At 71.4% G+C, this 24,624-nt stretch carries 21 protein-coding genes; 15 read left to right on the top strand and 6 right to left on the bottom strand.

Annotation, left to right across the window (positions count from 1 at the left end; translation table 11 throughout):
- The first annotated feature begins 103 nt into the window (after positions 1 to 103).
- From AC0B9F_RS30385 to mutM, 4 genes are all read left to right on the top strand, one after another.
- The gene (locus AC0B9F_RS30385) at positions 104 to 751 is read left to right on the top strand and encodes a YceD family protein (protein ID WP_472007920.1); all 648 of its coding nucleotides are present in this window, start codon (positions 104 to 106) and stop codon (positions 749 to 751) included.
- Between the two features lie 2 nt (positions 752 to 753).
- Positions 754 to 927, top strand: a complete 174-nt coding sequence (gene rpmF / locus AC0B9F_RS30390; protein WP_472007922.1) for a 50S ribosomal protein L32 — start codon at positions 754 to 756, stop codon at positions 925 to 927.
- A gap of 7 nt (positions 928 to 934) precedes the next feature.
- Positions 935 to 1,735, top strand: a complete 801-nt coding sequence (rnc, locus tag AC0B9F_RS30395) for a ribonuclease III (RefSeq protein ID WP_472007923.1) — start codon at positions 935 to 937, stop codon at positions 1,733 to 1,735.
- Positions 1,736 to 1,822: 87 nt separating this feature from the next.
- Positions 1,823 to 2,683, top strand: coding sequence for a bifunctional DNA-formamidopyrimidine glycosylase/DNA-(apurinic or apyrimidinic site) lyase (gene mutM, locus AC0B9F_RS30400; protein WP_472007924.1), 861 nt, complete (start codon positions 1,823 to 1,825; stop codon positions 2,681 to 2,683).
- Here the strand turns inward: mutM and AC0B9F_RS30405 are convergent.
- A complete protein-coding gene (locus tag AC0B9F_RS30405) occupies positions 2,673 to 3,074 on the bottom strand; it encodes a winged helix-turn-helix transcriptional regulator (protein ID WP_472007925.1) in 402 nt (133 codons plus the stop codon). The two genes, mutM and AC0B9F_RS30405, sit on opposite strands and share 11 nt — an antisense overlap.
- 105 nt (positions 3,075 to 3,179) lie before the next feature.
- On the opposite strand from AC0B9F_RS30405, the gene AC0B9F_RS30410 reads away from it, so the two are divergent.
- Complete coding sequence (locus AC0B9F_RS30410; protein ID WP_472007927.1) at positions 3,180 to 3,764, top strand: flavodoxin family protein; 585 nt, start codon at positions 3,180 to 3,182, stop codon at positions 3,762 to 3,764.
- Between the two features lie 12 nt (positions 3,765 to 3,776).
- Here AC0B9F_RS30410 and AC0B9F_RS30415 read toward each other — a convergent pair whose 3' ends face one another.
- The 3 genes from AC0B9F_RS30415 to AC0B9F_RS30425 all read right to left on the bottom strand — a co-directional run bounded on the left by AC0B9F_RS30415 (position 3,777) and on the right by AC0B9F_RS30425 (position 5,600).
- Complete coding sequence (locus AC0B9F_RS30415) at positions 3,777 to 3,947, bottom strand: hypothetical protein (RefSeq protein ID WP_472007928.1); 171 nt, start codon at positions 3,945 to 3,947, stop codon at positions 3,777 to 3,779.
- Entirely contained in the window at positions 3,944 to 4,327 is a 384-nt protein-coding gene (locus tag AC0B9F_RS30420) for a hypothetical protein (RefSeq protein ID WP_472007930.1), read from the bottom strand. The genes AC0B9F_RS30415 and AC0B9F_RS30420 overlap by 4 nt, the downstream gene beginning before the upstream one ends.
- 112 nt (positions 4,328 to 4,439) lie before the next feature.
- Positions 4,440 to 5,600 carry a CAP domain-containing protein gene (locus tag AC0B9F_RS30425; protein WP_472007932.1) on the bottom strand — a complete coding sequence of 387 codons (1,161 nt, stop codon included), beginning with the start codon at positions 5,598 to 5,600 and terminating at the stop codon, positions 4,440 to 4,442.
- A 186-nt stretch (positions 5,601 to 5,786) separates the two neighbouring features.
- Here AC0B9F_RS30425 and AC0B9F_RS30430 point away from each other — a divergent pair, with 186 nt between their 5' ends.
- The 4 genes from AC0B9F_RS30430 (at position 5,787) to AC0B9F_RS30445 (ending at position 12,143) form a co-directional block, all read left to right on the top strand.
- Entirely contained in the window at positions 5,787 to 6,068 is a 282-nt protein-coding gene (locus tag AC0B9F_RS30430) for an acylphosphatase (protein WP_472007934.1), read from the top strand.
- A gap of 381 nt (positions 6,069 to 6,449) precedes the next feature.
- A complete protein-coding gene (locus AC0B9F_RS30435) occupies positions 6,450 to 6,653 on the top strand; it encodes a hypothetical protein (protein ID WP_361627640.1) in 204 nt (67 codons plus the stop codon).
- Positions 6,654 to 6,883: 230 nt separating this feature from the next.
- The gene (gene smc / locus AC0B9F_RS30440) at positions 6,884 to 10,492 is read left to right on the top strand and encodes a chromosome segregation protein SMC (protein ID WP_472007935.1); all 3,609 of its coding nucleotides are present in this window, start codon (positions 6,884 to 6,886) and stop codon (positions 10,490 to 10,492) included.
- Between the two features lie 232 nt (positions 10,493 to 10,724).
- The gene (locus AC0B9F_RS30445; protein ID WP_472007936.1) at positions 10,725 to 12,143 is read left to right on the top strand and encodes a sugar porter family MFS transporter; all 1,419 of its coding nucleotides are present in this window, start codon (positions 10,725 to 10,727) and stop codon (positions 12,141 to 12,143) included.
- A gap of 509 nt (positions 12,144 to 12,652) precedes the next feature.
- Here AC0B9F_RS30445 and AC0B9F_RS30450 read toward each other — a convergent pair.
- Positions 12,653 to 14,101, bottom strand: a complete 1,449-nt coding sequence (locus AC0B9F_RS30450) for a cytosine permease (protein WP_472007938.1) — start codon at positions 14,099 to 14,101, stop codon at positions 12,653 to 12,655.
- A 172-nt stretch (positions 14,102 to 14,273) separates the two neighbouring features.
- Between AC0B9F_RS30450 and ftsY the strand changes: the two genes are divergently transcribed.
- Positions 14,274 to 15,482: a signal recognition particle-docking protein FtsY gene (ftsY, locus tag AC0B9F_RS30455; protein ID WP_472007940.1), complete on the top strand. Its 1,209-nt coding sequence runs from the start codon at positions 14,274 to 14,276 to the stop codon at positions 15,480 to 15,482.
- 384 nt (positions 15,483 to 15,866) lie between these two features.
- On the opposite strand, the gene AC0B9F_RS30460 is transcribed toward ftsY, so the two are convergent.
- Positions 15,867 to 16,538: a bifunctional DNA primase/polymerase gene (locus AC0B9F_RS30460; protein WP_472007941.1), complete on the bottom strand. Its 672-nt coding sequence runs from the start codon at positions 16,536 to 16,538 to the stop codon at positions 15,867 to 15,869.
- Positions 16,539 to 17,015: 477 nt separating this feature from the next.
- Here AC0B9F_RS30460 and nsdA point away from each other — a divergent pair, with 477 nt between their 5' ends.
- The 5 genes from nsdA to ffh all read left to right on the top strand — a co-directional run bounded on the left by nsdA (position 17,016) and on the right by ffh (position 24,620).
- Complete coding sequence (gene nsdA / locus AC0B9F_RS30465) at positions 17,016 to 18,503, top strand: transcriptional repressor NsdA (protein ID WP_472007943.1); 1,488 nt, start codon at positions 17,016 to 17,018, stop codon at positions 18,501 to 18,503.
- Between the two features lie 291 nt (positions 18,504 to 18,794).
- Positions 18,795 to 20,141: an ammonium transporter gene (locus AC0B9F_RS30470; RefSeq protein WP_472007944.1), complete on the top strand. Its 1,347-nt coding sequence runs from the start codon at positions 18,795 to 18,797 to the stop codon at positions 20,139 to 20,141.
- On the top strand, positions 20,138 to 20,476 hold the full coding sequence (locus AC0B9F_RS30475; RefSeq protein WP_028802442.1) for a P-II family nitrogen regulator: 339 nt from the start codon (positions 20,138 to 20,140) through the stop codon (positions 20,474 to 20,476). Before AC0B9F_RS30470 ends, AC0B9F_RS30475 begins: the two co-directional genes overlap by 4 nt.
- Before the next feature lie 25 nt (positions 20,477 to 20,501).
- On the top strand, positions 20,502 to 22,967 hold the full coding sequence (locus tag AC0B9F_RS30480; protein WP_472007946.1) for a [protein-PII] uridylyltransferase: 2,466 nt from the start codon (positions 20,502 to 20,504) through the stop codon (positions 22,965 to 22,967).
- Between the two features lie 99 nt (positions 22,968 to 23,066).
- Positions 23,067 to 24,620: a signal recognition particle protein gene (gene ffh, locus AC0B9F_RS30485; protein ID WP_472007948.1), complete on the top strand. Its 1,554-nt coding sequence runs from the start codon at positions 23,067 to 23,069 to the stop codon at positions 24,618 to 24,620.
- The last annotated feature ends 4 nt before the right edge of the window (positions 24,621 to 24,624 follow it).

Genomic DNA, 24,624 nt, shown 5'->3' on the forward strand with positions numbered 1-24,624 from the left:
AAGGTCCAGTATCCTGGCTCTTCGGTCGCGAGTACGTCCGCGATCAGCGCTGCCCGGAGCTTCCGCGGCGGCGTCCCCCTGAGCTGGAAGACCGAAAGCAGGAATGGCTCACAACGCCCGCCTCGACCACCGCAACCCCCTCGTGTTCGACACGCACGAGCTGGGCCGGCGGCCAGGTGCGCTGCAGCGCCTGACTCGCACGGTCCCCACTCCCAGGGACTTCGGTCTGGTGGGAGTCGTCGGAGTGCCGGAAGGCACCCCGCTGGAGCTCGAACTCCGCCTGGAGTCGGTCCTGGAAGGGGTGCTTGTCACAGGCACCGCCCGTGCGACCGCGAAGGGGGAGTGCGTAAGGTGTCTGGAGCCGCTTCAGCTCGACGTCGAAGCGGACTTCCAGGAGATGTTCTCGTACCCTGACGCCGACGACCGGGGCCGCGTCCAGCACGCGGAACCGGGCGACGACGCCGAGGACGACGAGGACAGGCTCTTCCTCGAGGACGGACTCTTCGACCTCGAGGCTGTGCTGCGTGATGCGGTGGTGCTCGCACTGCCGATGCAGCCGGTGTGCCAGGAAGACTGCCCCGGTCTGTGCCCCGAGTGCGGGGCGCGGCTCGCGGACGACCCGGACCACCATCATGACGCCGTCGACATTCGTTGGGCGGCTTTGCAGGGACTCGCCGGCTCACTTCGGGACGGCGACAAGGACGACACGAGCGGCGCCGAAGCGGGCGTCGACGAGAAGCAGGAGAAGTAGCCGTGGCTGTTCCGAAGCGGAAGATGTCGCGCAGCAACACGCGCCACCGCCGGTCGCAGTGGAAGGCTGCGGTCCCCACCCTGGTCGCGTGCGAGCGCTGCCACGAGCCCAAGCAGCAGCACACCGCGTGCCCGTCGTGCGGCACCTACAACAAGCGCCAGGTCCTCGAGGTCTGAGCGGCTGGTGAGAGGCACTGTGTCCACGCCCAAGAAGCAGTCGGCGGACAACCAGGCCTCGTCCCACACGCTTCTGGAAGGGCGGCTCGGCTACCAGCTCGAGTCCGCCCTTCTGGTGCGAGCGCTGACGCACCGCTCCTACGCGTACGAGAACGGCGGTCTGCCGACGAACGAGCGCCTGGAGTTCCTCGGGGACTCCGTGCTCGGACTCGTCGTCACCGACACGCTGTACCGCACCCACCCCGACCTGCCCGAAGGCCAGCTGGCCAAGTTGCGGGCCGCGGTGGTCAACTCTCGTGCGCTGGCGGAGGTCGGGCGTGGCCTCGACCTGGGCTCCTTCATCCGGCTCGGCCGCGGTGAAGAGGGCACGGGCGGCCGGGACAAGGCATCCATCCTCGCCGACACCCTGGAAGCGGTGATCGGCGCGGTCTATCTCGACCAGGGCCTCGACGCGGCCTCCGAACTGGTGCACCGCCTGTTCGACCCGCTGATCGAGAAGTCCTCCAACCTGGGCGCAGGCCTGGACTGGAAGACATCCCTGCAGGAGCTGACCGCGACCGAGGGGCTCGGCGTGCCCGAGTACCTGGTCACGGAGACCGGCCCCGACCACGAGAAGACCTTCACTGCTGCCGCCCGCGTCGGAGGCGTCTCGTACGGCACCGGCACCGGCCGCAGCAAGAAGGAGGCGGAGCAGCAGGCCGCCGAGTCCGCCTGGCGCGCCATCCGCGCCGCCGCGGACGAGCGCGCCAAGGCGGCTCAGGCGGCGAAGGCCGCCGAGAACGCCGACGAGGCGTCGGCCTCCGCCTGACCGACGAGCGACCGAGCGCCCGCCCCACCACCGGGGCGGGCGCTCGATCCGTACCTGTGACGCCGTACTGTGTGACGGGGGAGCCCCATGCCCGAATTGCCCGAGGTCGAGGTCGTACGGCGCGGTCTGGAGCGGTGGGTCGCCCATCGCACCGTCGCCGACGCCGAGGTGCTGCACCCGCGCGCGGTACGCCGCCACCCGGCCGGCGCCGACGACTTCGCGCACCGCCTCAAGGGACACCGCATCGGCGTGCCCAGCCGGCGCGGCAAGTACCTGTGGCTGCCGCTGGAGGACACCGGGCAGGCGATCCTCGCGCACCTCGGAATGAGCGGCCAGCTGCTGGTGCAGCCGCACGCCGCGCCCGACGAGAAGCACCTGCGCATCCGCGTCCGCTTCACCGACGTGCAGGGCACCGAGCTGCGCTTCGTCGACCAGCGCACCTTCGGCGGGCTCTCGCTGCACGACACGACCGACGACGGCCTGCCGGACGTCATCGGGCACATCGCCCGCGACCCGCTCGACCCCCTCTTCGACGACGAGGGCTTCCACCAGGCGCTGCGCCGCAAGCGGACCACGATCAAGCGGGCCCTGCTCGACCAGTCCTTGATCAGCGGGGTCGGCAACATCTACGCCGACGAGGCGCTGTGGCGCTCCCGCGTCCACTACGAACGCCCCACGGCCGGGTTCACCCGCCCGCGCACCGCCGAACTGCTCGGTCACATCCGTGACGTGATGAACGAGGCCCTCGCCGTCGGCGGCACCAGCTTCGACAGCCTGTACGTCAACGTCAACGGCGAGTCCGGCTACTTCGACCGGTCGCTGGACGCGTACGGCCGTGAGGGGCTGCCGTGCAAGCGGTGCGGCACGCCGATGCGCCGCCGCCCGTGGATGAACCGTTCCAGCTACTTCTGCCCCAAGTGCCAGCGGGCGCCGCGCGTCACGCCGTAGCGCGGGTCCCGTCGTACCGCTCGCGGGCGGCCAGGACGTCGTCCATGCTGCCCTCGACGAAGTGGATGAGGCTCAGCAGCCGCTCGGCGACCTGGCGGCCCAGCGGTGTCAGCTCGTAGTCCACGCGGGGCGGATTCGTGGGCTGGGCCTCGCGGTGCACGAGTCCGTCGCGTTCCAGCGCGTGCAGCGTCTGGGACAGCATCTTCTCGCTCACCCCGTCCACGCGGCGGCGCAGCTCGTTGAAGCGCAGCGGGCCCTCGTGCAGCGCGCCGAGCGTGAGCGAGCCCCAGCGTCCGGTGACGTGCTCCAGCGTGCCCCGTGACGGGCAGGCCTTGGCGAACACGTTGTACGGCAGGTCCTGGTCGGGCGTGCGCTGGTCGGTACCGGTCATATCTTGAGCGTACTGCAGCGCAGCGCTTTCGTCTGGGTTGCACTAACCAAAAGTTAGTGCTTTCCTTTGGTCATCGCTTCCGAGCAGCCCTTACGAGGAGTACGCATGACCACCCCTGTTGTCGCCATCGCCTACCACTCCGGCTTCGGCCACACCGCCGTCCTCGCCGAGGCGGTGCGCGCGGGCGCCGCGGACGCCGGCGCCGAGGTCCACCTGGTGGAGGTGGACAAGATCACCGACGCCCAGTGGGAGCTGCTGGACCGCGCCGACGCGATCGTCTTCGGCTCGCCGACCTACATGGGCACCGCGTCCGGCGCCTTCCATGTCTTCGCCGAGGCCACGTCCAAGCGGTGGGCCACCCGGGCGTGGGCGGACAAGCTGGCGGCGGGCTTCACCAACTCCGGCTCCAAGAGCGGCGACAAGCTGCACACCCTGCAGTTCTTCCAGATCCTCGCCGCGCAGCTCGGCATGCACTGGGTCAACCTGGGCCTGCTGCCCGGCTGGAACAGCAGCACGGCCTCCGAGAACGATCTCAACCGCCTCGGCTTCTTCTCCGGCGCCGCCGCCCAGACCAACGTCGACGAGGGCCCCGAGGCCGTCCACAAGGCCGACCTCGCCACGGCCGAACACCTGGGCCGCCGGGTGACGGAAACGGCCCGCGTCTTCCTGAGGGGCCTGGCGGCAGCCTGACCGGCCCCGGCGTTACTTGGCAAGCACCATGGCCAGCGCCCAGAACGCCGCCACGGCGGCGACGCTGACGGCCACGAACACGACAACGCCCGCCGCGCAGCCGTAACCGACGGCGGTCGCCGCCCATGCCCGGCTCAGGACTCTCCGGCAGTCGGCATCGCCGTCCCACTGCTGCTGCGTCACGCCGCCCCCGCGATGCCGTCGTCGCCGGCCCAGTCCTCCGGAAACAGCGGCGCGGGGATCAGGGCGGCGAAGGCGATGTGGGCGAGCAGTTGGAAACCCATCGGCTCGATCGCGCCGATCAACGTGAGCGGCGTCAGTGTGAGCGTGAGCGGAATGAGGAGCAGGGCGCGGAACCGGTGCGGATCCATGCGGTTGTGCACCGTCGCTGCGAACACGGCGATGAGCAGGCTCGGTACGCCGGTGACCAGCAGCAGCACCGCCGCGATCCGCATGGTCCCCGCAAAGTCCTCGCTCCATCCGGAGGCTCGGGAGAGGGCCAGCCAGGCCGCCCAGTAGAGGAGCAGATACGTCAGCACGCACCGCCCCATCCGGCGCAGCACCCGCCCCACTCTGTAGGGCCTCTCCGGTTGCGTCGACACAAGTACCCCCTGCATTTTGAACGCGTTCAACTTAGCATTGCGTTCGCTTCACAGAGGGGTGCCGTACGTCGGTTCAGAACCCGAAGTCCTGGGTCCACCAGGGGCCGCCCGGGCCGAAGTGGACTCCGACGCCGAGGGTCTTGAAGTCCGGGTTGAGGATGTTGGCGCGGTGGCCCGGGCTGTCCATCCAGGCTGCGACCACCGCCGCCGGGTCGGCCTGGCCGCGGGCTATGTTCTCGCCGCCGAGGCCCGTTATGCCGGCCTTCGCGGCGCGGTCCCACGGCGTGTGCCCGTCGGGGTCGGTGTGGTCGAAGAAGCCGCGCGCGGCCATGTCGTCGCTGAAGTCCTCCGCCAGACCCGTCAGCGCGCTGTTCGCCGCCAGCGGGGCGATCCCCGCCTTCGCCCGCTCGTCGTTGACCAGCCGCAGGACCTCCGCCTCGGCCTGCGCCCGCGCCGACACGGTGACCGGCGGTGCGCTGGTCGGCTCCGGTGCCTTGGTGGGGGTCGCCTTGCGCGAAGGGGCCGTCGTGCGCGGTGCGGCCGAAGGTTGCCGGGACGCGGTTTTCGACGGTGTGGGCGTGGGGGAGGGCGACGCCGTGGACGGGGACGCCGACGGCGAAGGGGAGGCCGCCTTCGAGGCCGAGGGAGAGGGAGAGGGGGAGGCAGAGGCCGATGCCGGTGCCGCGGTCGAACGGCTGGGGGTCCGGCCCGCGGCCGGGCCGCTGCCGTTGCCGGGCTCCGCGCTGCCGGACGTGCCGCCCTGCTGGCTCGGCGAGTTCGTCGGCGCCTCCGCGGCGCGCACCCCGCCGTCTCCGCCGGAGCTGCCGCCGAGCCGGTAGTTGTGCAGGCCCGGCACCACGCCCGAGGCGACGGCGACCGTACCGATGGCGACCGCGCCCGCGACGCCCAGCAGCCCGGTGCGCACCGGCGTCACCGCCCGCCTGCGCCGCCGCCGGCCACCGCCGCGCGATGCGCCCGCGTCCGGCGTGAAGCCCGCCCCGGAACCGCCCCCGCAGGAGGCGTCCTCGGTGGCGAACAGATACGCCTGGCTCTTCGCCACGGCCTCCGCGTACGCCTCGGGGTTCAGATAGGGCGCGATGCCCATGGGGGCGGTGTCGCCCCCGGTCGAGTGCCCCGGGGCGCGGTGCTCCGCGAAGGAGCCCTCCGGCTGAGTGGCCCCCGTGGCGCGGCCCTTGGCGGCGCGGCCGGCGGCGGAGCGTCGGTGGCGTCCCATGTCCTGGCCTTCCTCGTCCTCGCGATCGGCCCGCCCAGCGGATCACGGGGGTCCCCTCGCCCCCGGCAGCCGACCAGACTCACCCGATCGGGTGAGTTTCATATGAGATGCATTGCGTCGGGACGGTACCCCATGGCGCACGGGGAGGATGTGTCCCGAGAGACATTGGCCGGTTAGGTTGCACTCATGAGCGAGGATGTACGACTGGTCGCCTGGGTGCGTGGAAACGTGCAGGGCGTGGGTTTTCGCTGGTTCACGCGGGCCAAGGCCCTCGAGATCGGCGGCCTGAGTGGTTTTGCTCTCAATTTGGCCGACGGCCGCGTCCAGGTGGTCGCGGAGGGCCCCCGCCCCGGCTGCGAGAACCTGCTCGACTGGCTCTCCGGCGCTGACACGCCCGGCCGCGTGGACGGCGTCACCGAGATCTGGGACACACCCCGCGGCGGCTACGACGGGTTCGCCATCCGCTGATCCCCGGCCCCCGCCCTCCCCAGGGCGCGCCGAAGGCCGCCGCGCGCCCCCCCCTCACTCCACGCAAACCGGCAGGTCGTTGCGGAGAAGGGCTTGCGATGGCAGGCTCCGCACGCAAGGATGATCGTCACGCCCCCAGGGGCCCGCAGGAGTCGCAGCGCAGGCGCTTTCATGCCGCGCGCCCCGGGTCGCCCTCCCACACGGGGCGTGATCGTGTTGACCGTCAAACTTTTTGGTGAGACGCTGAAAGCCCGCGCACCTTAGCTGTTTGGCATGGCTGAACGGCAGCACAACTGCAGGCCCGCCAAGCAGCCGCGGGTGCGAATCCCTCACGACCCACCACCGCTTCGGTCGGTCACTCAGTGTGGAGGACCATCCATCATGGCAAAGGCGCTTCTCGGTTACGTCGGCGGCTCCGACCCGCGACTCCTCGCCGAGATGCGACGGCTCCAGCAGCGCGTCCAGGACCTCGAATCCGAGCTCGTGCGGATCCAGGCCGAGAAGGACGCCCTGCAGGCTGCCGCTTCTCACGACAGGATCATGGAGAGCGTTGACGCACACCAGGCGGAGCCTGCGCTCACCTGATCACTGCACGCTCCACAACAGCACAAGCAGTGGTTGGGCTGTCCGTCACAACCGCTTAGTGTCAGAACTGCAAGGGACGCCTCGGCGTCCCTTCTTTCTTGTCTTTCTTGCCCCCGTGCATCTTTCACTCTCTTCAACGTCTGATGTGCCCTCCGCGTTCACCAGTGAAACCGCGGGTCGCCCCGTGGTTCATGGAGTGGGACAACCCCCGGAAGGTAGAGTCCGACGGCGTGCACCTCAAGGCCCTGACGCTCCGCGGGTTCAAGTCGTTCGCCTCGGCGACCACGCTCCGCTTCGAACCGGGGATCACCTGTGTCGTCGGCCCCAACGGCTCCGGCAAGTCCAACGTCGTGGACGCGCTCAGCTGGGTCATGGGCGAACAGGGCGCCAAGTCGCTGCGCGGCGGCAAGATGGAGGACGTCATCTTCGCCGGCACCACCGGCCGCCCGCCGCTGGGCCGCGCCGAGGTGTCGCTGACCATCGACAACTCCGACGGCGCGCTGCCCATCGAGTACGCCGAGGTCACCATCACGCGGATCATGTTCCGCAACGGCGGCAGCGAGTACCAGATCAACGGCGACACCTGTCGGCTGCTCGACATCCAGGAACTGCTCTCCGACTCCGGCATCGGCCGCGAGATGCATGTCATCGTCGGCCAGGGCCAGCTCGACTCCGTCCTACACGCCGACCCCATGGGCCGGCGCGCCTTCATCGAGGAGGCCGCGGGCGTCCTCAAGCACCGCAAGCGCAAGGAGAAGGCGCTGCGCAAGCTGGACGCGATGCAGGCCAACCTCGCGCGCGTCCAGGACCTCACCGACGAACTGCGCCGCCAGCTCAAACCCCTCGGCCGGCAGGCCGCCGTCGCCCGCCGGGCCGCCGTCATCCAGGCCGACCTGCGCGACGCCCGCCTGCGCCTGCTCGCCGACGACCTCGTACGCCTGCGCCAGGCACTGCAGACCGAGATCGCCGACGAGGCCGCGCTCAAGGCCCGCAAGGAAGCCGCCGAGCAGGACCTGAAGAAGGCCCAGCAGCGCGAGGCCCAGCTGGAGGACGAGGTACGGCAGCTCACGCCACGTCTCCAGCGCGCCCAGCAGACCTGGTACGAGCTCTCCCAGCTCGCCGAACGCGTCCGCGGCACGATCTCGCTGGCCGACGCCCGCGTCACGAGCGCCACCTCCGCCCCGCCCGAGGAACGGCGCGGCCGCGACCCCGAGGACATGGAGCGCGAGGCCGCCCGCATCCGCGAACAGGAGGCCGAGCTGACGGCCGCGCTGGAGGCCGCCGAGCGGGCCCTGGAGGACACCGTCGCCCACCGCGCCGAGCTGGAGCGGGAGCTGGCCCAGGAGGAGCGGCGCCTGAAGGACGTCGCCCGTGCCATTGCCGACCGCCGCGAGGGCCTCGCCCGGCTGCGCGGCCAGTTCGGCGCCGCACGCTCGCGCGCCGCGTCCGCGCAGGCCGAGATCGACCGCCTGGCCGCCGCCCGCGACGAGGCCCAGGAGCGCGCCGTCACCGCACAGGAGGAGTACGAGGCGCTCCAGGCGGAGGTCGACGGCCTCGACGCCGGCGACGAGGAACTGGCCGCACGGCACGAGACGGCCAAGCGGCAGCTCGCCGAAGCGGAAACGGCGCTCAGCACCGCCCGCGAGGCCCTCACCGCCGCCGAACGCGGCCGCGCCGCCACCCAGGCCCGCCACGAGGCACTGGCCATGGGCCTGCGCCGCAAGGACGGCACCGGCATACTGCTCGCCGCCCGCGACCGCCTGAAGGGCGTCCTCGGCCCGGCGGCAGAGCTGCTCACGGTGGAGCCCGGCTACGAGGTCGCCCTGGCCGCGGCCTTCGGAGCCGCCGCGGACGCGATCGCCGTCGAAACCCCGGCCGCGGCAGCGGACGCGATCCGCCTCCTGCGCAAACAGGACGGGGGCCGAGCGGCCCTGCTCTTGTCCGGGGCCCCGGAAGCGCCCCAAAGGGGCGCGGGGAACGGCGCGAGCGACCACAACGCACCCGCAGACGCACCGGCACCTGTCACTCCCCTCCCCGGCGGGCGCCCCGCCGTGGACCTCGTGAGAGGCCCGGCCGACCTCATGCCCGCCGTCCGCCGCCGCCTGCACGGAATCGTGGTCGTCGGCACTCTGGAGGACGCGGAGGACGTCGTCTACGCGCACCCCGAGCTGACCGCCGTGACCGCCGAAGGCGACCTGCTCGGCGCCCACTTCGCCCACGGCGGCTCCGCCGGCGCCCCCAGCCTGCTGGAGGTGCAGGCCTCCGTCGACGAGGCCGCGGGCGAGCTGGCCGAGCTGGCCGTGCGGTGCGAGGAGCTGGCCGAGGAGCAGCGGGCGGCGGCTGAACGGCGCACCGGGGCCGTCACCCTCGTAGAAGAACTCGGTGAGCGCCGGCGGGCCGCCGACCGGGAGAAGTCGGCCGTCGCGCAGCAGCTCGGGCGGCTCGCCGGGCAGGCCCGCGCGGCCGCCGGTGAGGCCGAGCGGGCCACCGCCGCCGCGGCCCGCGCGCAGGAGGCGCTGGAGCAGGCCGTTCAGGACGCGGAGGAGCTGGCGGAACGGCTGGCGGTCGCCGAGGAGACCCCCGTCGACGAGGAGCCGGACACCGCCGTACGCGACCGGCTGGCCGCCGACGGCGCCAACGCCCGCCAGACCGAGATGGAGGCCCGCCTCCAGGTCCGTACCCATGAGGAACGCGTGAAGGGCCTGGCCGGGCGGGCCGACTCCCTGGACCGGGCCGCCCGCGCGGAACGCGAGGCACGCGCGCGTGCCGAGCAGCGCCGGGCCCGGCTGCGCCACGAGGCGGCCGTCGCCCGGGCCGTCGCCGCCGGCGCCCGCCAGCTGCTCGCGCACGTCGAGGTCTCCCTCGCCCGGGCCGAACGGGAACGGTCGGCGGCGGAGGCCGCCAAGGCGGCCCGTGAGCAGGAGCTGACCGCTGCCCGCGTCACCGGGCGCGAAGTGAAGGCCGAGCTGGACAAGTTGACGGATTCAGTCCACCGGGGCGAGGTACTCGGCGCCGAGAAGCGGCTGCGCATCGAGCAGCTGGAGAGCAAGGCGCTGGAGGAGCTGGGTGTCGAACCTCAGGGGCTGGTCGCCGAGTACGGGCCGGATCAGCCCGTGCCGCCCTCGCCCCCCGCCGACGGCGAGGAGCTGCCGGAGGACCCCGAGCATCCGCGCAACCAGCCGCGCCCCTTCGTACGCGCCGAGCAGGAGAAGCGTCTGAAGGCCGCCGAGCGTGCCTACCAGCAGCTCGGCAAGGTCAATCCGCTCGCGCTGGAGGAGTTCGCCGCGCTGGAGGCCCGGCACCAGTTCCTGAGCGAGCAGCTGGAGGACCTGAAGAAGACCCGCGCCGACCTGCTCCAGGTCGTCAAAGAGGTGGACGAGCGGGTCGAGCAGGTCTTCACGGAGGCCTACCGGGACACGGCCCGTGAGTTCGAGGGCGTCTTCAGCCGCCTCTTCCCGGGCGGCGAGGGCCGCCTGGTGCTGACCGACCCCGGCAACATGCTCACCACGGGCGTGGACGTCGAGGCCCGCCCGCCGGGCAAGAAGGTCAAGCGGCTGTCCCTGCTCTCGGGCGGCGAACGGTCGCTGACCGCCGTGGCGCTGCTCGTGTCGATCTTCAAGGCCCGGCCGAGCCCCTTCTACGTCATGGACGAGGTCGAGGCGGCGCTGGACGACACGAACCTGCAGCGGCTGATCCGGATCATGCAGGAGCTGCAGGAGGCCTCGCAGCTGATCGTGATCACGCACCAGAAGCGGACGATGGAGGTCGCGGACGCGCTGTACGGCGTCTCCATGCAGGGCGACGGCGTCTCGAAGGTCATCTCCCAGCGCCTGCGCTAGGGACACGGGCCCTTCAAGATCATCTGACTCGCCGTTCATTTATTGAACACAAGTTGGCCTGGTGTATCTACAAACTCACAGCCGTTGAACTATTGACTTCGAAACTTGAAGGCATAGTCTCTGCAACGTTGCTTTTACCTTCAGGTGTGAGCGGCGTACGGATATGCGCCACTGGAAGCCTGGAAGGGCAGACCCCCACCCGGCAGCGTTGCCGGTGGCCCGAGGAGTACACGTGACCAGCACAGCGCAGGCACCCCAGTCAGGAGCCCGTACGGCTCATCCCGATCATCTCGGGCATGTCATCTTCATCGCGGCAGCGGCCGCGATGGGCGGTTTCCTCTTCGGTTACGACAGCTCCGTCATCAACGGCGCCGTCGAGGCCATCCGAAGCCGCTACGACATCGGCTCCGCCGCGCTGGCCCAGGTCATCGCCATCGCCCTGATCGGCTGTGCCATCGGCGCCGCCACCGCCGGCCGGATAGCCGACCGGATCGGCCGTATCCGCTGCATGCAGATCTCCGCGGCCCTCTTCACCGTCAGCGCCGTGGGCTCGGCCCTGCCCTTCGCCCTGTGGGACCTCGCCTTCTGGCGCATCGTCGGCGGCTTCGCCATCGGCATGGCGTCCGTGATCGGCCCGGCCTACATCGCCGAGGTCGCCCCGCCCGCCTACCGCGGCCGCCTCGGCTCCTTCCAGCAGGCCGCCATCGTCATCGGCATCGCCGTCTCCCAGCTGGTCAACTGGGGTCTGCTCAACGCCGCCGGCGGCGACCAGCGCGGCAAGCTGATGGGCCTGGAGGCCTGGCAGGTCATGCTCGGCGTCATGGTCGTCCCGGCCGTCCTGTACGGCATGCTCTCCTTCGCCATCCCCGAGTCGCCGCGCTTCCTGATCTCCGTCGGCAAGCGTGATCGCGCCAAGGAGATCCTCGCCGAGGTCGAGGGCAAGGGCGTCGACCTGAACGCCCGCGTCAACGAGATCGAGCTGGCGATGAAGAGCGAGCACAAGTCCTCCTTCAAGGACCTGCTCGGTGGTGGCTTCTTCTTCAAGCCGATCGTCTGGATCGGTATCGGCCTGTCGGTGTTCCAGCAGTTCGTCGGCATCAACGTCGCGTTCTACTACTCCTCCACCCTGTGGCAGTCGGTGGGCGTCGACCCGTCGGACTCGTTCTTCTACTCCTTCACCACGTCGATCATCAACATCGTCGGCACCGTGATCGCGATGATCTTCGTGGACCGCGTGGGCCGTAAGCCGCTCGCGCTCATCGGCTCGGTCGGCATGGTCGTCGGCCTCGCGCTGGAGGCCTGGGCGTTCAGCTACCACCTGGTCGACGGCAAGCTCCCGACCACCCAGGGCTGGGTCGCCCTGATCGCCGCCCACATCTTCGTGCTCTTCTTCGCCCTGTCCTGGGGCGTGGTCGTGTGGGTCTTCCTCGGCGAGATGTTCCCGAACAAGCTCCGCGCCGCCGCGCTGGGCGTGGCCGCCGCCGCGCAGTGGATCGCCAACTGGGCCATCACCGCGAGCTTCCCGTCGCTGGCCGACTGGAACCTCTCCGGCACCTATGTGATCTACACGGTGTTCGCCGCGCTCTCCATCCCGTTCGTCCTGAAGTTCGTCAAGGAGACGAAGGGCAAGGCCCTGGAGGAGATGGGCTGACGCCCCCCGAACTCGGGGAGAAGGGCCAAGTCCCCGCTGCCCCTCTCCTCGATCCGTCCGCCGCCCCCGCCCGGCTCGTGCCTGGGCGGGGGCGGCGGTGCCTTTGCCTGCGGCGCCGGGTGCGTGGTTGTCTGCGGGTGCGTTGTGCCTGCGGCGCTGGGTGCGTGGTCGTCTGCGGGTACGTTGTGGCTGGTCGCGCAGTTCCCCGCGCCCCTTTTGTGCCTGCGGCGGCCCGTTGCTGTCCGGTGGCCGGTTGCTGTCGCCTACGGCCGGTTTCTGAGTCGGGGCCGGGGTGGGGGGTGTCCGTCCTCGGTCCGGCCGGCCGTTTCCGACGGGCGCGCTGTTGGTCGGTGCCGGACGCTGCGGGCGGACACCCCCCACCCCGGCCCCTTCCCGCCGTCGGCGGGTTTGGGGCGTCGCCGCTTCTGTTGGGTGCGCCGCGGTTGGTGACCGGTGTGAAGAAGCCCCCTCCGGCACTTCTTCGCCGGAGGGGGCTTGCAGAGGGGTGGTCAGACGGTCAGGCTCTCGCGGTCCTCGGTCGGCGCCGTTGCCGTCGGCCGGGCTACTGGCGGCTTCGGCAGGGCGAGGTAGAGCAGGCCGGAGATCACGATGGTGGCGACCCAGCCGAGGCCGTACTCGCCGATGACGTTGTTCTTCGCGAGCGGGCCGGTGAACCAGTCCGACGTGGTGAACATCAGGCCGCCGACGAGACCCACCGCCCAGGAGACGACCGCCGCGGGGGCGAAGCCGCCCCGGTACCAGTACGCGCTGCGGCGCGAGGTGTCGGCCATGGCCGCGCCGTCGTACTCCGTGCGCCGCAGCATGTCCGCGCCGAAGACGCCGACCCAGGCGGAGAAGGCGACGGCGAGCAGGGACAGGAAGGCGATGAAGGACCCCATGAAGCTGGTCGCCACCAGCATCAGCACACCGCCGAAGATCAGCGAGATCACGGCGTTCACGGACACCGCCCAGTGGCGCGGCACCTTGAAGCCGAGGGTCTGCGCGGTGAAGCCGGCCGAGTACATCGACATGGAGTTGATCAGCAGCATGCCGATCAGCGCGATCAGCAGATACGGCACCGCGATCCAGGTGGGCAGGATCTCACCGACGAAGGACACCGGGTCGGAGGCCGACGCCAGGTCCGGCGTGGACACCGCCATCACCGCGCCCATCAGCACCATCGGCAGGACGACGATGCCGGCGCCGCCGACCGACGTACCGACGATCGCCTTCGAGGACGCCGTACGCGGCAGGTAGCGGGTGAAGTCGGGGGCGGACGGGATCCAGCTGACGCCGCCGGCCGCGATCATGCCGATACCGGTGATCACCGCGGCCGTTGAGCCGGCGCCGTGGTCCATGACCTTCGACCAGTCGGTGTTGACGGCCAGATAGACGAGGACGAGCACCGAGAAGGCGCCGAAGAGGTAGGTCGCGTACTTGTTGCACTTCTGGACGGCGTTGATGCCGAGCCCGGAGATCGCGAAGGTGGCGACGACGAACAGCAGCAGCATGACCATGTCGAGCACGCTGTTCGCGTGGACGCCGAGGACGATGTCCAGGATGGTGAGCATGGCGTAGGCGCCGGTCACCGCGTTGATCGTCTCCCAGCCCCAGCGGGCCACCCAGATCAGCGAACCGGGCAGCAGGTTGCCGCGCTGGCCGAACACCGCGCGCGACAGCGCCATGCCGGGCGCCCCGCCACGCTTGCCGGCGATGCCGATGAGCCCGACCAGGCCGTACGACACGACGGGAGCGACGGCCGCGACGACGAGCGCCTGCCAGATGTCCAGGTGGTACGCCACGACGAGGCTCGCGCCCATCGTCAGCAGCAGCACGCTGATGTTGGCGCCCACCCAGGTGGGGAACAGCTCGCGGGGCTTGGCGGTGCGCTCACTGTCGGGCACCTGTTCGATGCCGCGGGTTTCGAGAGCGCCTTCGGTCTCGGCGGTCTTACTCATGGAAGGAGGGAGCCTCAAGGTGGGGGACGGGGTGTCGTCGGGACTCTACGCGCGTTGATGTAGGGACCACCATCGTACTTTGGACCGACTCCTGCCCTCCAGTGGCGTTTGTCTCTCAGAGGAAGCCACAAGACGGCTCCGGCGGGCCCCCATGGCTGATACTGGACGGGTTATGGAAACCGTCATCCTTGCTGTAGTCATCGCCGTGGTCGCGATCGTCGCGCTCGGCGGGCTCGTGGTCGGCAGCCGACGGAAGAAGTCGCTGCCCCCGCCGCCCCCCGCCGCGCCCGACATCACCGCTCCTCCGGCCGAGCCGCACGTCGGCGACGAGGCCGAGACGCCGCGGGAGGAACCGCGGCGCACCATCGAGGAGGTGGATCTTCCAGGCGGCCGGGCTCCCGTCGCCGTAGAGGAGCCGCCGGCCGAAGTCGTCGAGGCTCCCGAGATCGAGATCCCGGAGCCCACCGCGGGACGCCTGGTCCGCCTGCGCGCCCGCCTCTCCCGTTCCCAGAACGCCCTGGGCAAGGGCCTGCTCACCCTGCTCTCCCGTGAACACCTCGACGAGGACACGTGGGAGGAGATCGAGGACACGCTGCTCACCGCGGACGTCGGTGTGCAGCCCACGCAGGAGCTCGTCGAGCGTCTGCGTGAACGCGTGAAGGTGCTCGGCACCCGCACGCCGGAGGAGCTGCGCGGCCTGCTGCGCGAGGAGCTGCTCACGCTCGTCGGCCCGGAGATGGACCGCGAGGTCAAGACCGAGCCGGCCACCAGCAAGCCGGGCATCGTGATGGTCGTCGGCGTCAACGGCACCGGCAAGACCACCACCACCGGCAAGCTGGCCCGCGTCCTGGTGGCCGACGGCCGCTCCGTCGTCCTCGGTGCCGCCGACACCTTCCGCGCCGCCGCCGCCGACCAGCTCCAGACCTGGGGCGAGCGGGTCGGCGCGTACACCGTGCGCGGGCCGGAGGGCGGCGACCCCGCCTCCGTCGCCTTCGACGCGGTGAAGGAGGGCAAGGAGATGGGGTCGGACGTCGTCCTCATCGACACCGCGGGCCGCCTCCACACCAAGACCGGCCTCATGGACGAGCTCGGCAAGGTCAAGCGGGTCGTGGAGAAGCACGCCCCGCTCGACGAGGTGCTGCTGGTCCTCGACGCCACGACCGGCCAGAACGGTCTGGTCCAGGCCCGCGTCTTCGCGGAGGTCGTCGACATCACCGGCATCGTCCTGACCAAGCTCGACGGCACCGCCAAGGGCGGCATCGTGATCGCGGTCCAGCGCGAGCTGGGCGTACCGGTCAAGCTGGTCGGCCTCGGCGAGGGCGCGGACGACCTGGCCCCCTTCGAACCGGGCGCCTTCGTGGACGCCCTCCTCGGCGACTAGCGACTCCGTCGTCAACCTGTAATCCCACCCCCGGCACGGGTCCCGTCCGGGGGTGGGGTGCGTTCACCGACGTTCAGTGAGCGCGGGCCGGGGCACCCGCCGCGACGGCGCTGCACCCGCGTGCGGCGGGAAGGGGACGGGGTGGGGGGTGTCCGCCCGCAGCGGCCGGCACCGGGCAACGGCGCCGTCGTCGCGGCCGGACCGAGGACGGCCCCCCCCCACCCCGGCCCCGACTCAGGAACCGGTCGTAGGCGCGACAGCAACCACCCACCGGACCGCAACGGGCCGCCGCAGGCATCCAAGGGGCGCGGGGCTGAGTCGATATGCGGCTCCGCCGCGTGGGCGCGACCAGCCCCCACGCACCCGCAGACGACCTACGACCAATTACCCCCGCGACCGATGCGCCGCATACGCCAACGTCCCCAGCAACAGCCGCGCCCCCGCCGGCCGAGTAGCCGAATCCAGCGCCGGCGGCCGCAGCCACCGCACCGCCCCCGCCCCGCCCCGATCCGACGGCGGAGCCGTGACATACGTCCCGGCCCCCAGCCCCAGAAGGTCAAGCCCGGGATCGTCCCAGCCCATCCGGTACAGCAACCGCGGCAGATCGGCCGCCGCCCCCGGCGCCACGAAGAACTGCGCCCGCCCCTGGGGCGTCACGGTGACCGGCCCCAGCGGCACGCCCATCCGCTCCAGCCGCACCAGCGCCCGCCGTCCCGCCGCCTCCGCGACCTCCAGTACGTCGAACGCCCGCCCGACCGGCAGCATCACCGACGCCCCGGGCACCTCGGCCCACGCCGCGGTCACCTCGTCCAGCGTCGCCCCGGCCCGCACCTCGGCCGCGAACGACAGCGGATGCGCCCCCGGCGCCGGACAGTCGCGGTGCCCGCAGGAGCACGCCCCCGCCACCGCCCGCGCGCCCGGCACCACGTCCCAGCCCCACAGGCCGGTGAACTCCGCCACGGCGGTGCACTCCGACGAGCGGCCGCGCCGCCGGGAGGCGGACCGCATGTCGCGGATGTCACGGATGCCCCGACTGCTGCCGATCGTGAAGCCCATGCCCCCTCCAACGGGTCCGACGCACCGGTGGTTACGACGCTGTGGTGACCAAGAACACTCAACCCGCTACGGAGCGTGTCCTCGAGTCCGCCGCCGACGGCGTCCGGAAGCGCCGTCGGTGGTGCATCCGGCGACACGCGCCCCCGAGTGCATCCGTCCGCTCACTCCCGGCTGTCCTATGTCAAGTGAATCGCGGGAAGGCCACCGTGAGTTCATTCGAAGGGGTGGCGAATGGTGGCGTTTACGGTTTCACCATGGCCGGACGGGTGATCGTAGGATTACTTTGAGTGCACGGTACCGGCGGGCACATGCACTCGTGGGTATGCCGGAGGCAACTCGGTTTTCCGTTCGAAGGGTGACAACCACCGGACGGAAGGCCCCGAGGACCGGCATTCTGATAGGGCTTGGCGCAGCGGCGCGGCCGCGCGGCGGCGTCGCACGGCGCGGCAAGAGGTCTTGAGGGATGGGGGCGTTCCAGTGGGCGGCAACGGCGGTAGCGGGACGAACGCTGAGAAGCGCCCCAACGAGCTGCTGGGGTCCTGGTTCGTGCGCAGCGGCTGGTCGAAGGGCGAGCTGGCCCGTCAGGTCAACCGCCGCGCCCGCCAGCTGGGCGCCAACCACATCTCCACCGACACCTCGCGGGTCCGCCGCTGGCTGGACGGCGAGAACCCCCGCGAGCCCATCCCCAGGATCCTGTCCGAGCTGTTCTCCGAGCGCTTCGGCTGTGTCGTCTCCATCGAGGACCTCGGCCTGCGCACCGTGCGCCCGTCGCCGTCCGCCACGGGTGTCGACCTGCCCTGGACGGGCCCGCAGACCGTCGCCCTGCTGGGCGAGTTCTCGCGCAGCGACCTGATGCTGGCGCGGCGCGGCTTCCTCGGCAGCTCGCTGGGCCTGGCCGCGGGTCCCGCCCTCATCGAGCCGATGCAGCGCTGGCTGGTGCCCACGCCGGCGCTGCCCGGCCAGCGCCTGGAGGCCGATCCGCAGCCGATCCCCACCAGCCGCGCCCGAGGCCGGCTCTCCAAGCCGGAACTGGACCTGCTGGAGTCCACGACCGTGATGTTCCGCCAGTGGGACGCCCAGTGCGGCGGCGGCCTGCGCCGCAAGGCGGTCGTCGGCCAGCTGCACGAGGTCACCGACCTGCTCCAGGAACCCCAGCCCGAGACCACGACCCGGCGCCTGTTCAAGGTCGCCGCCGAGCTGGCCGAGCTGGCCGGCTGGATGTCGTACGACGTCGGGCTCCAGCCGACCGCGCAGAAGTACTTCGTCCTCGCGCTGCACGCCGCGAAGGAGGCCGGCGACAAGCCGCTCGGCTCCTACATCCTGTCCAGCATGAGCCGCCAGATGATCCACCTCGGCCGGCCCGAGGACGCCCTGGAACTCATCCACCTCGCCCAGTACGGCAGCCGCGACTGCGCGAGCCCGCGCACCCAGGCGATGCTGTATGCGATGGAGGCCCGCGCCTACGCCAACATGGGCCAGCCCGGCAAGTGCAAGCGGGCCGTCCGCATGGCCGAGGACACCTTCGCCGACGCCGACGACTGGGACGAGCCGGACCCCGACTGGATCCGCTTCTTCTCCGAGGCCGAGCTGTACGGCGAGAACAGCCACTCCTTCCGCGACCTCGCCTACGTCGCCGGCCGCAGCCCCGCCTACGCCTCGCTGGCCGAGCCGCTGATGCAGCGGGCCGTGGAGCTGTTCGCCGACGACAGCGAGCACCAGCGGTCGTATGCGCTGAATCTCATCGGCATGGCCACCGTCCACCTGCTGCGGCGCGAGCCCGAGCAGAGCACGGTGTACGCCGGGCAGGCCATGCGGATCGCCCGGAAGGTGCGCTCCGAGCGGGTCAACACCCGGATCCGCAAGACCGTCGACACCGCCGCCCGCGACTTCGGCGACCTCGCCGAGATCGTCGACCTCACCGACAAGCTCGCCGCCGAGCTGCCGGAGGCCGCCGAGGCGGTCTGACCCGCACCGTTGCACCCCTGAACCCCGGCCGCGGCCGGCCCTCCCGAACTGCCCGACTCGGCTCCCCCGCCAGGTCATCGGAAGGCCGGCCGCGGCCGGTCCCGTCCCCCCGGCAATTCATCGGGGCGTAACACGCCGGGCGCCTTCGTCACCCCGGCGAAACAACGCGGGGCGCCCACCGAAACGGCGCTGCGTCACTCTCGTCGCCATAACCGGCCCACCCCTCATGCCGCTGAGGCATTCCGCTCAGGCTTCGCCCGCACGGGGCCGTACAACGACGAGGAGACGCCGATGGCACCAGCAGCCATCATGCTTGCGGCGGACGCGCCCAAACTGTCGTCCGCCAACACCGGCTTCATGCTCATCTGTTCCGCCCTGGTGATGCTCATGACCCCGGGCCTGGCCTTCTTCTACGGAGGCATGGTCCGCGTCAAGAGCACCCTGAACATGCTGATGATGAGCTTCATCAGCCTCGGGATCGTCACCATCCTGTGGGTGCTCTACGGCTTCTCCCTCGCCTTCGGCACGGACTCCGGCAGCCTCATCGGATGGAACTCCGACTGGCTGGGCCTGAGCAACATCGGGCTGACCCAGCTGTGGGACGGCTACTCCATCCCCGTCTTCGTGTTCTGCGTGTTCCAGCTGATGTTCGCGATCATCACACCCGCCCTGATCAGCGGCGCGCTCGCCGACCGCGTGAAGTTCAGCGCGTGGGCGCTGTTCATCACGCTGTGGGTGACGATCGTGTACTTCCCCGTCGCGCACTGGGTCTGGGGCGCGGGCGGCTGGGCCTACGAACTGGGCGTCATCGACTTCGCCGGCGGGACGGCCGTGCACATCAACGCCGGTGCCGCGGCGCTCGGCGTGATCCTCGTCATCGGCAAGCGCGTCGGCTTCAAGAAGGACCCGATGCGCCCGCACAGCCTGCCCCTGGTCATGCTGGGCGCGGGGCTGCTGTGGTTCGGCTGGTTCGGCTTCAACGCCGGCTCCTGGCTCGGCAACGACGACGGCGTGGGCGCGCTGATGTTCGTGAACACGCAGGTCGCGACCGCTGCCGCCATGCTGGCCTGGCTGATCTACGAGAAGATCCGGCACGGCGCGTTCACCACGCTGGGCGCCGCCTCCGGCGCGGTCGCCGGCCTGGTCGCCATCACGCCCTCCGGCGGCGCGGTCTCCCCGCTCGGCGCGATCGCCGTCGGCGCCATCGCCGGTGTGCTGTGCGCGATGGCCGTCGGCCTGAAGTACCGGTTCAACTACGACGACTCGCTCGACGTCGTCGGCGTCCACATGGTCGGCGGCATCGCCGGCTCGCTGCTCATCGGCTTCTTCGCCACCGGCAAGGGCCAGTCCACAGCGACCGGCGTCCTCTACGGCGACCACTCCTTCACTCAGCTGTGGAAGCAGTGCGCCGGCGTCGGCGCCGTCCTCGCCTACTCCCTCGTCGTCTCCGCGATCCTCGCCTTCCTCCTCGACAAGACCATCGGGATGCGGGTCACCGAGGACGAGGAGGTCCGCGGCATCGACCAGAGCGAGCACGCCGAGACCGCGTACGACTTCAGCGGCGCCGGAGGCGGAGCCGCCCGCACCAGCGCCGTACAGGCCGCCGTCGAGGCCGCGACCCGAAAGGTGGACGCATGAAGCTCATCACCGCCGTCGTCAAGCCGCACCGGCTCGACGAGATCAAGGAGGCCCTGCAGGCCTTCGGGGTCCACGGGCTGACGGTCACCGAGGCCAGCGGCTACGGTCGGCAGCGGGGCCACACCGAGGTCTACCGCGGCGCCGAGTACACCGTCGACCTGGTCCCGAAGATCCGTATCGAGGTGCTGGCCGAGGACGACGACGCCGAGCAGCTCATCGAGGTCGTCGTGAAGGCGGCCCGTACCGGCAAGATCGGTGACGGCAAGGTCTGGTCGATCCCGGTCGACACGGCCGTCCGGGTCCGCACCGGCGAGCGCGGCCCCGACGCGCTCTGACCGCTTGACGAACAGGAGTCGCTGGGTGACGACGACCAACGCGCGCGACGAAGCAGAGGACTCCGGCCCCAGCGGCTACGTGGCGGCCCGGCTGCACCTCCTCACCGAGGGGGAGCAGTCCGGGCCGCCGCGCCGTGCGGCCCTGTCCCAGCTCACCGACGACTGGCTCGCGGAGCTGTTCGCGGCGGGCTCCGGCGACCTCACGGGTGTCTCCCTGGTCGCGGTCGGCGGGTACGGGCGCGGCGAGCTGTCGCCGCGCAGCGACCTCGACCTGGTCCTGCTGCACGACGGCGCCGACCCCAAGGAGGTCGCCGCGCTCGCCGACCGCCTCTGGTATCCGGTGTGGGACCTCGGCCTCGCCCTCGACCACTCCGTGCGCACCCCGGCGGAGGCCCGCAGGACGGCCGGGGAGGACCTGAAGGTGCAGCTGGGCCTGCTGGACGCCCGCCACCTCGCCGGCGACCCCGCCCTGACCGCTTCCCTGCGCACCGCCGTCCTCGCCGACTGGCGCAACCAGGCCCCGGGGCGCCTGCCCGAACTCCAGGAGCTGTGCGCCGAACGGGCCGAGCGCCACGGCGAGCTGCAGTACCTGCTGGAACCGGACCTCAAGGAGGCCCGCGGCGGACTCAGGGACGCCACCGCCCTGCGCGCCGTCGCCGCCTCCTGGCTCGCCGACGCGCCCCGCGAGGGCCTCGCCGACGCCCGCCGCCGCCTCCTCGACGTCCGCGACGCCCTGCATCTGACCACCGGCCGGGCCGCCGACCGGCTCTCCTTGCAGGAACAGGACCAGGTCGCCGCCGGCCTCGGCCTGCTCGACGCCGACGCCCTGCTCCGGCAGGTCTACGAGGCGGCCCGCGTCATCTCCTACGCCAGTGACGTCACCTGGCGCGAGGTGAGCCGTGTGCTGCGCTCCCGCGCGGTACGGCCCCGGCTGCGCGCCATCCTGGGCGGCGGCAAACCGGTCACCGAGCGCTCGCCGCTGGCCGAGGGCGTCGTCGAGCAGGACGGCGAGGTGGTGCTCGCCCGTGCCGCGCGTCCCGAACGCGACCCCGTGCTGCCGCTGCGCGCCGCGGCCGCCGCCGCCCAGGCGGGCCTGCCGCTGTCCCTGCACGCCGTGCGCCGGATGGCCGCCACCGCGCGCCCGCTGCCGGCGCCCTGGCCCGCCGAGGCCCGGGAGCAGCTGGTCACGCTGCTCGGCTCGGGCCGCCCCACGGTCGAGGTGTGGGAGGCGCTGGAGGCCGAGGGGCTGATCACCCGGCTGCTGCCCGACTGGGAGCGGGTGCGCTGCCGGCCGCAGCGCAACGCCGTCCATGTGTGGACCGTCGACCGGCACCTGATCGAGACGGCCGTGCGCGCCTCGGAGTTCACCCGCCGGGTCGGCCGGCCCGACCTGCTGCTGGTCGCGGCCCTGCTGCACGACATCGGCAAGGGCTGGCCCGGCGACCACGCGGTGGCCGGCGAGATCATCGCCCGCGACGTCGCCGCGCGCATCGGCTTCGACCGCGCGGACGTCGCCGTACTCGCCGCCCTCGTCCGCCATCACCTGCTGCTGATCGAGACCGCCACCCGGCGTGACCTGGACGACCCGGCCACCGTGCGGCTGGTCGCCGAGGCCGTCGGCACGCCGTCCACGCTGGAGCTGCTGCACGCCCTGACCGAGGCGGACGCGCTGGCCACCGGCCCGGCCGCCTGGTCCTCGTGGCGGGGTTCGCTCGTCGCCGACCTGGTGCGGCGGGTGTCGGCCGTGCTCGCCGGCGACGCGCCGGAGGACCCCGAGCCGGCCGCGCCGACCGCCGAGCAGGAACGGCTCGCACTGGAGGCCGTCACCACCGGCGGGCCCGTGCTGGCGCTGCGCGCGCAGGCGGAGCCGCCCGGCGAGGGAGCGGCCGGTGAGGCGCCCGCCGGCGAGGGCGATCCCGAGCCGCTCGGGGTGGAGCTGCTCATCGCCGTACCCGACCAGCCGGGTGTGCTGCCCGCGGTGGCCGGTGTCCTCGCCGTGCACCGGCTCACCGTGCGCACCGCCGAGCTGCGGGCGCTGGACCTGCCGGACGGGGTGGACGGCTCGGTGCTGCTGCTGGACTGGCGGGTCGCGGCCGAGTACGGCTCCCTGCCGCAGGCCGCCCGGCTGCGCGCCGACCTCGTGCGCGCGCTGGACGGCTCGCTGGACATCGCCGCCCGCCTCGCGGAACGCGACGCGGCCTACCCCCGCCGCCGGGGCGTCCTGCCGCCCCCGCCCCGGGTGACCGTCCACCCGGCGGCCTCCCACCTCGCCACGGTGATCGAGGTCCGCGCCCAGGACGCGCCCGGCCTGCTGTTCCGTATCGGGCGCGCCCTGGAGGACGCGGGAGTGCGGGTGCGCAGCGCGCATGTGTCCACGTTGGGCTCCAACGCGGTCGACGCCTTCTACGTGACGAACGCCGAGGGCGCTCCGCTGCCCGAGGAGGAGGCGGCCTCGCAGGCCCGGAAGCTGGAAGAGATGCTGAAGGCGTGACCCCCGTCCGTGATGCAGCGGGCGGGGACGATTGTCTTGCGGAGCCGGATACCCTGGAAGACGCTCATACTGCCCCCGACTCCGAGGACCGACGCCGCCGTGTTCGATACTCTCTCCGATCGCCTCTCAGCGACCTTCAAGAATCTGCGCGGCAAGGGGCGTTTGAGCGAGGCGGACATCGACGCCACCGCGCGCGAGATCCGCATCGCGCTCCTCGAGGCCGACGTGGCCCTGCCCGTCGTCCGCACGTTCATCAAGAACGTCAAGGAGCGCGCGCTCGGCGCCGACGTCTCCCGGGCCCTGAACCCGGCCCAGCAGGTCCTCAAGATCGTCAACGACGAGCTGGTCACGATCCTGGGCGGCGAGACCCGGCGTCTGCGCTTCGCCAAGCAGCCGCCCACCGTGATCATGCTGGCCGGTCTCCAGGGTGCCGGTAAGACCACCCTCGCGGGCAAGCTCGGCCGGTGGCTCAAGGAGCAGGGCCACTCGCCGCTGCTGGTCGCCTGTGACCTCCAGCGCCCCAACGCCGTCAACCAGCTGAGCGTCGTCGCCGAGCGCGCCGGCGTCGCGGTGTACGCGCCGGAGCCGGGCAACGGCGTCGGCGACCCGGTCAAGGTCGCCAAGGACTCCATCGACTTCGCCAAGTCCAAGGTCCACGACATCGTCATCGTGGACACCGCCGGCCGCCTGGGCATCGACCAGGAGATGATGCAGCAGGCCGCGGACATCCGCGACGCGGTCAGCCCCGACGAGATCCTCTTCGTCGTCGACGCGATGATCGGCCAGGACGCGGTCAACACCGCCGAGGCCTTCCGCGACGGCGTCGGCTTCGACGGCGTGGTGCTCTCCAAGCTCGACGGTGACGCCCGCGGTGGCGCCGCCCTGTCGATCCGGCAGATCACCGGCAAGCCGATCATTTTCGCGTCGAACGGCGAGAAGCTCGACGAGTTCGACGCCTTCCACCCCGACCGGATGGCCTCCCGCATCCTCGACATGGGTGACCTGCTCACCCTGATCGAGCAGGCCGAGAAGACGTTCAGCCAGGAAGAGGCCGCCAAGATGGCCTCCAAGCTGGCGTCGAAGAAGGGCCAGGACTTCACCCTGGACGACTTCCTGGCTCAGATGGAGCAGGTCAGGAAGATGGGCTCCATCTCCAAGCTGCTCGGCATGCTGCCCGGCATGGGCCAGATCAAGGAGCAGATCAACAACATCGACGAGCGGGACGTCGACCGCATGGCCGCGATCATCAAGTCGATGACCCCGGCCGAGCGTCAGGACCCGACGATCATCAACGGCTCCCGCCGCGCCCGTGTCGCCAAGGGCTCCGGTGTCGAGGTCAGCGCGGTGAAGGGGCTCGTCGAGCGGTTCTTCGAGGCCCGCAAGATGATGTCCCGCATGGCGCAGGGCGGCGGCATGCCCGGTATGCCGGGCATCCCGGGCATGGGCGGCGGCCCCGGCCGGCAGAAGAAGCAGCAGAAGAAGGCCAAGGGCAAGCAGCGCTCCGGCAACCCGATGAAGCGCAAGCAGCAGGAGCAGGAGGAGGCCGCCCGCCGCGCGGCCGCCGCCGAGAACGGCGGCGCCTTCGGCCTGCCGGGCCAGCAGGCCGGTCAGGACTTCGAGCTGCCGGACGAGTTCAAGAAGTTCATGGGCTGACCAG

The sequence above is a fragment of the Streptomyces sp. NPDC097129 genome (assembly GCF_055668065.1).

Bases quoted from the DNA above. Each gene is read 5' to 3' on its own strand.
- AC0B9F_RS30385 (WP_472007920.1), top strand. From the start codon at position 104: ATGGCTCACAACGCCCGCCTCGACCACCGCAACCCCCTCGTGTTCGAC.
- mutM (WP_472007924.1), top strand. From the start codon at position 1,823: ATGCCCGAATTGCCCGAGGTCGAGGTCGTACGGCGCGGTCTGGAGCGG.
- AC0B9F_RS30405 (WP_472007925.1), bottom strand. From the start codon at position 3,074: ATGACCGGTACCGACCAGCGCACGCCCGACCAGGACCTGCCGTACAAC.
- AC0B9F_RS30410 (WP_472007927.1), top strand. From the start codon at position 3,180: ATGACCACCCCTGTTGTCGCCATCGCCTACCACTCCGGCTTCGGCCAC.
- AC0B9F_RS30425 (WP_472007932.1), bottom strand. From the start codon at position 5,600: ATGGGACGCCACCGACGCTCCGCCGCCGGCCGCGCCGCCAAGGGCCGC.
- AC0B9F_RS30430 (WP_472007934.1), top strand. From the start codon at position 5,787: ATGAGCGAGGATGTACGACTGGTCGCCTGGGTGCGTGGAAACGTGCAG.
- AC0B9F_RS30435 (WP_361627640.1), top strand. From the start codon at position 6,450: ATGGCAAAGGCGCTTCTCGGTTACGTCGGCGGCTCCGACCCGCGACTC.
- AC0B9F_RS30450 (WP_472007938.1), bottom strand. From the start codon at position 14,101: ATGAGTAAGACCGCCGAGACCGAAGGCGCTCTCGAAACCCGCGGCATC.
- ftsY (WP_472007940.1), top strand. From the start codon at position 14,274: ATGGAAACCGTCATCCTTGCTGTAGTCATCGCCGTGGTCGCGATCGTC.
- AC0B9F_RS30460 (WP_472007941.1), bottom strand. From the start codon at position 16,538: ATGGGCTTCACGATCGGCAGCAGTCGGGGCATCCGTGACATCCGCGAC.
- AC0B9F_RS30470 (WP_472007944.1), top strand. From the start codon at position 18,795: ATGGCACCAGCAGCCATCATGCTTGCGGCGGACGCGCCCAAACTGTCG.
- AC0B9F_RS30475 (WP_028802442.1), top strand. From the start codon at position 20,138: ATGAAGCTCATCACCGCCGTCGTCAAGCCGCACCGGCTCGACGAGATC.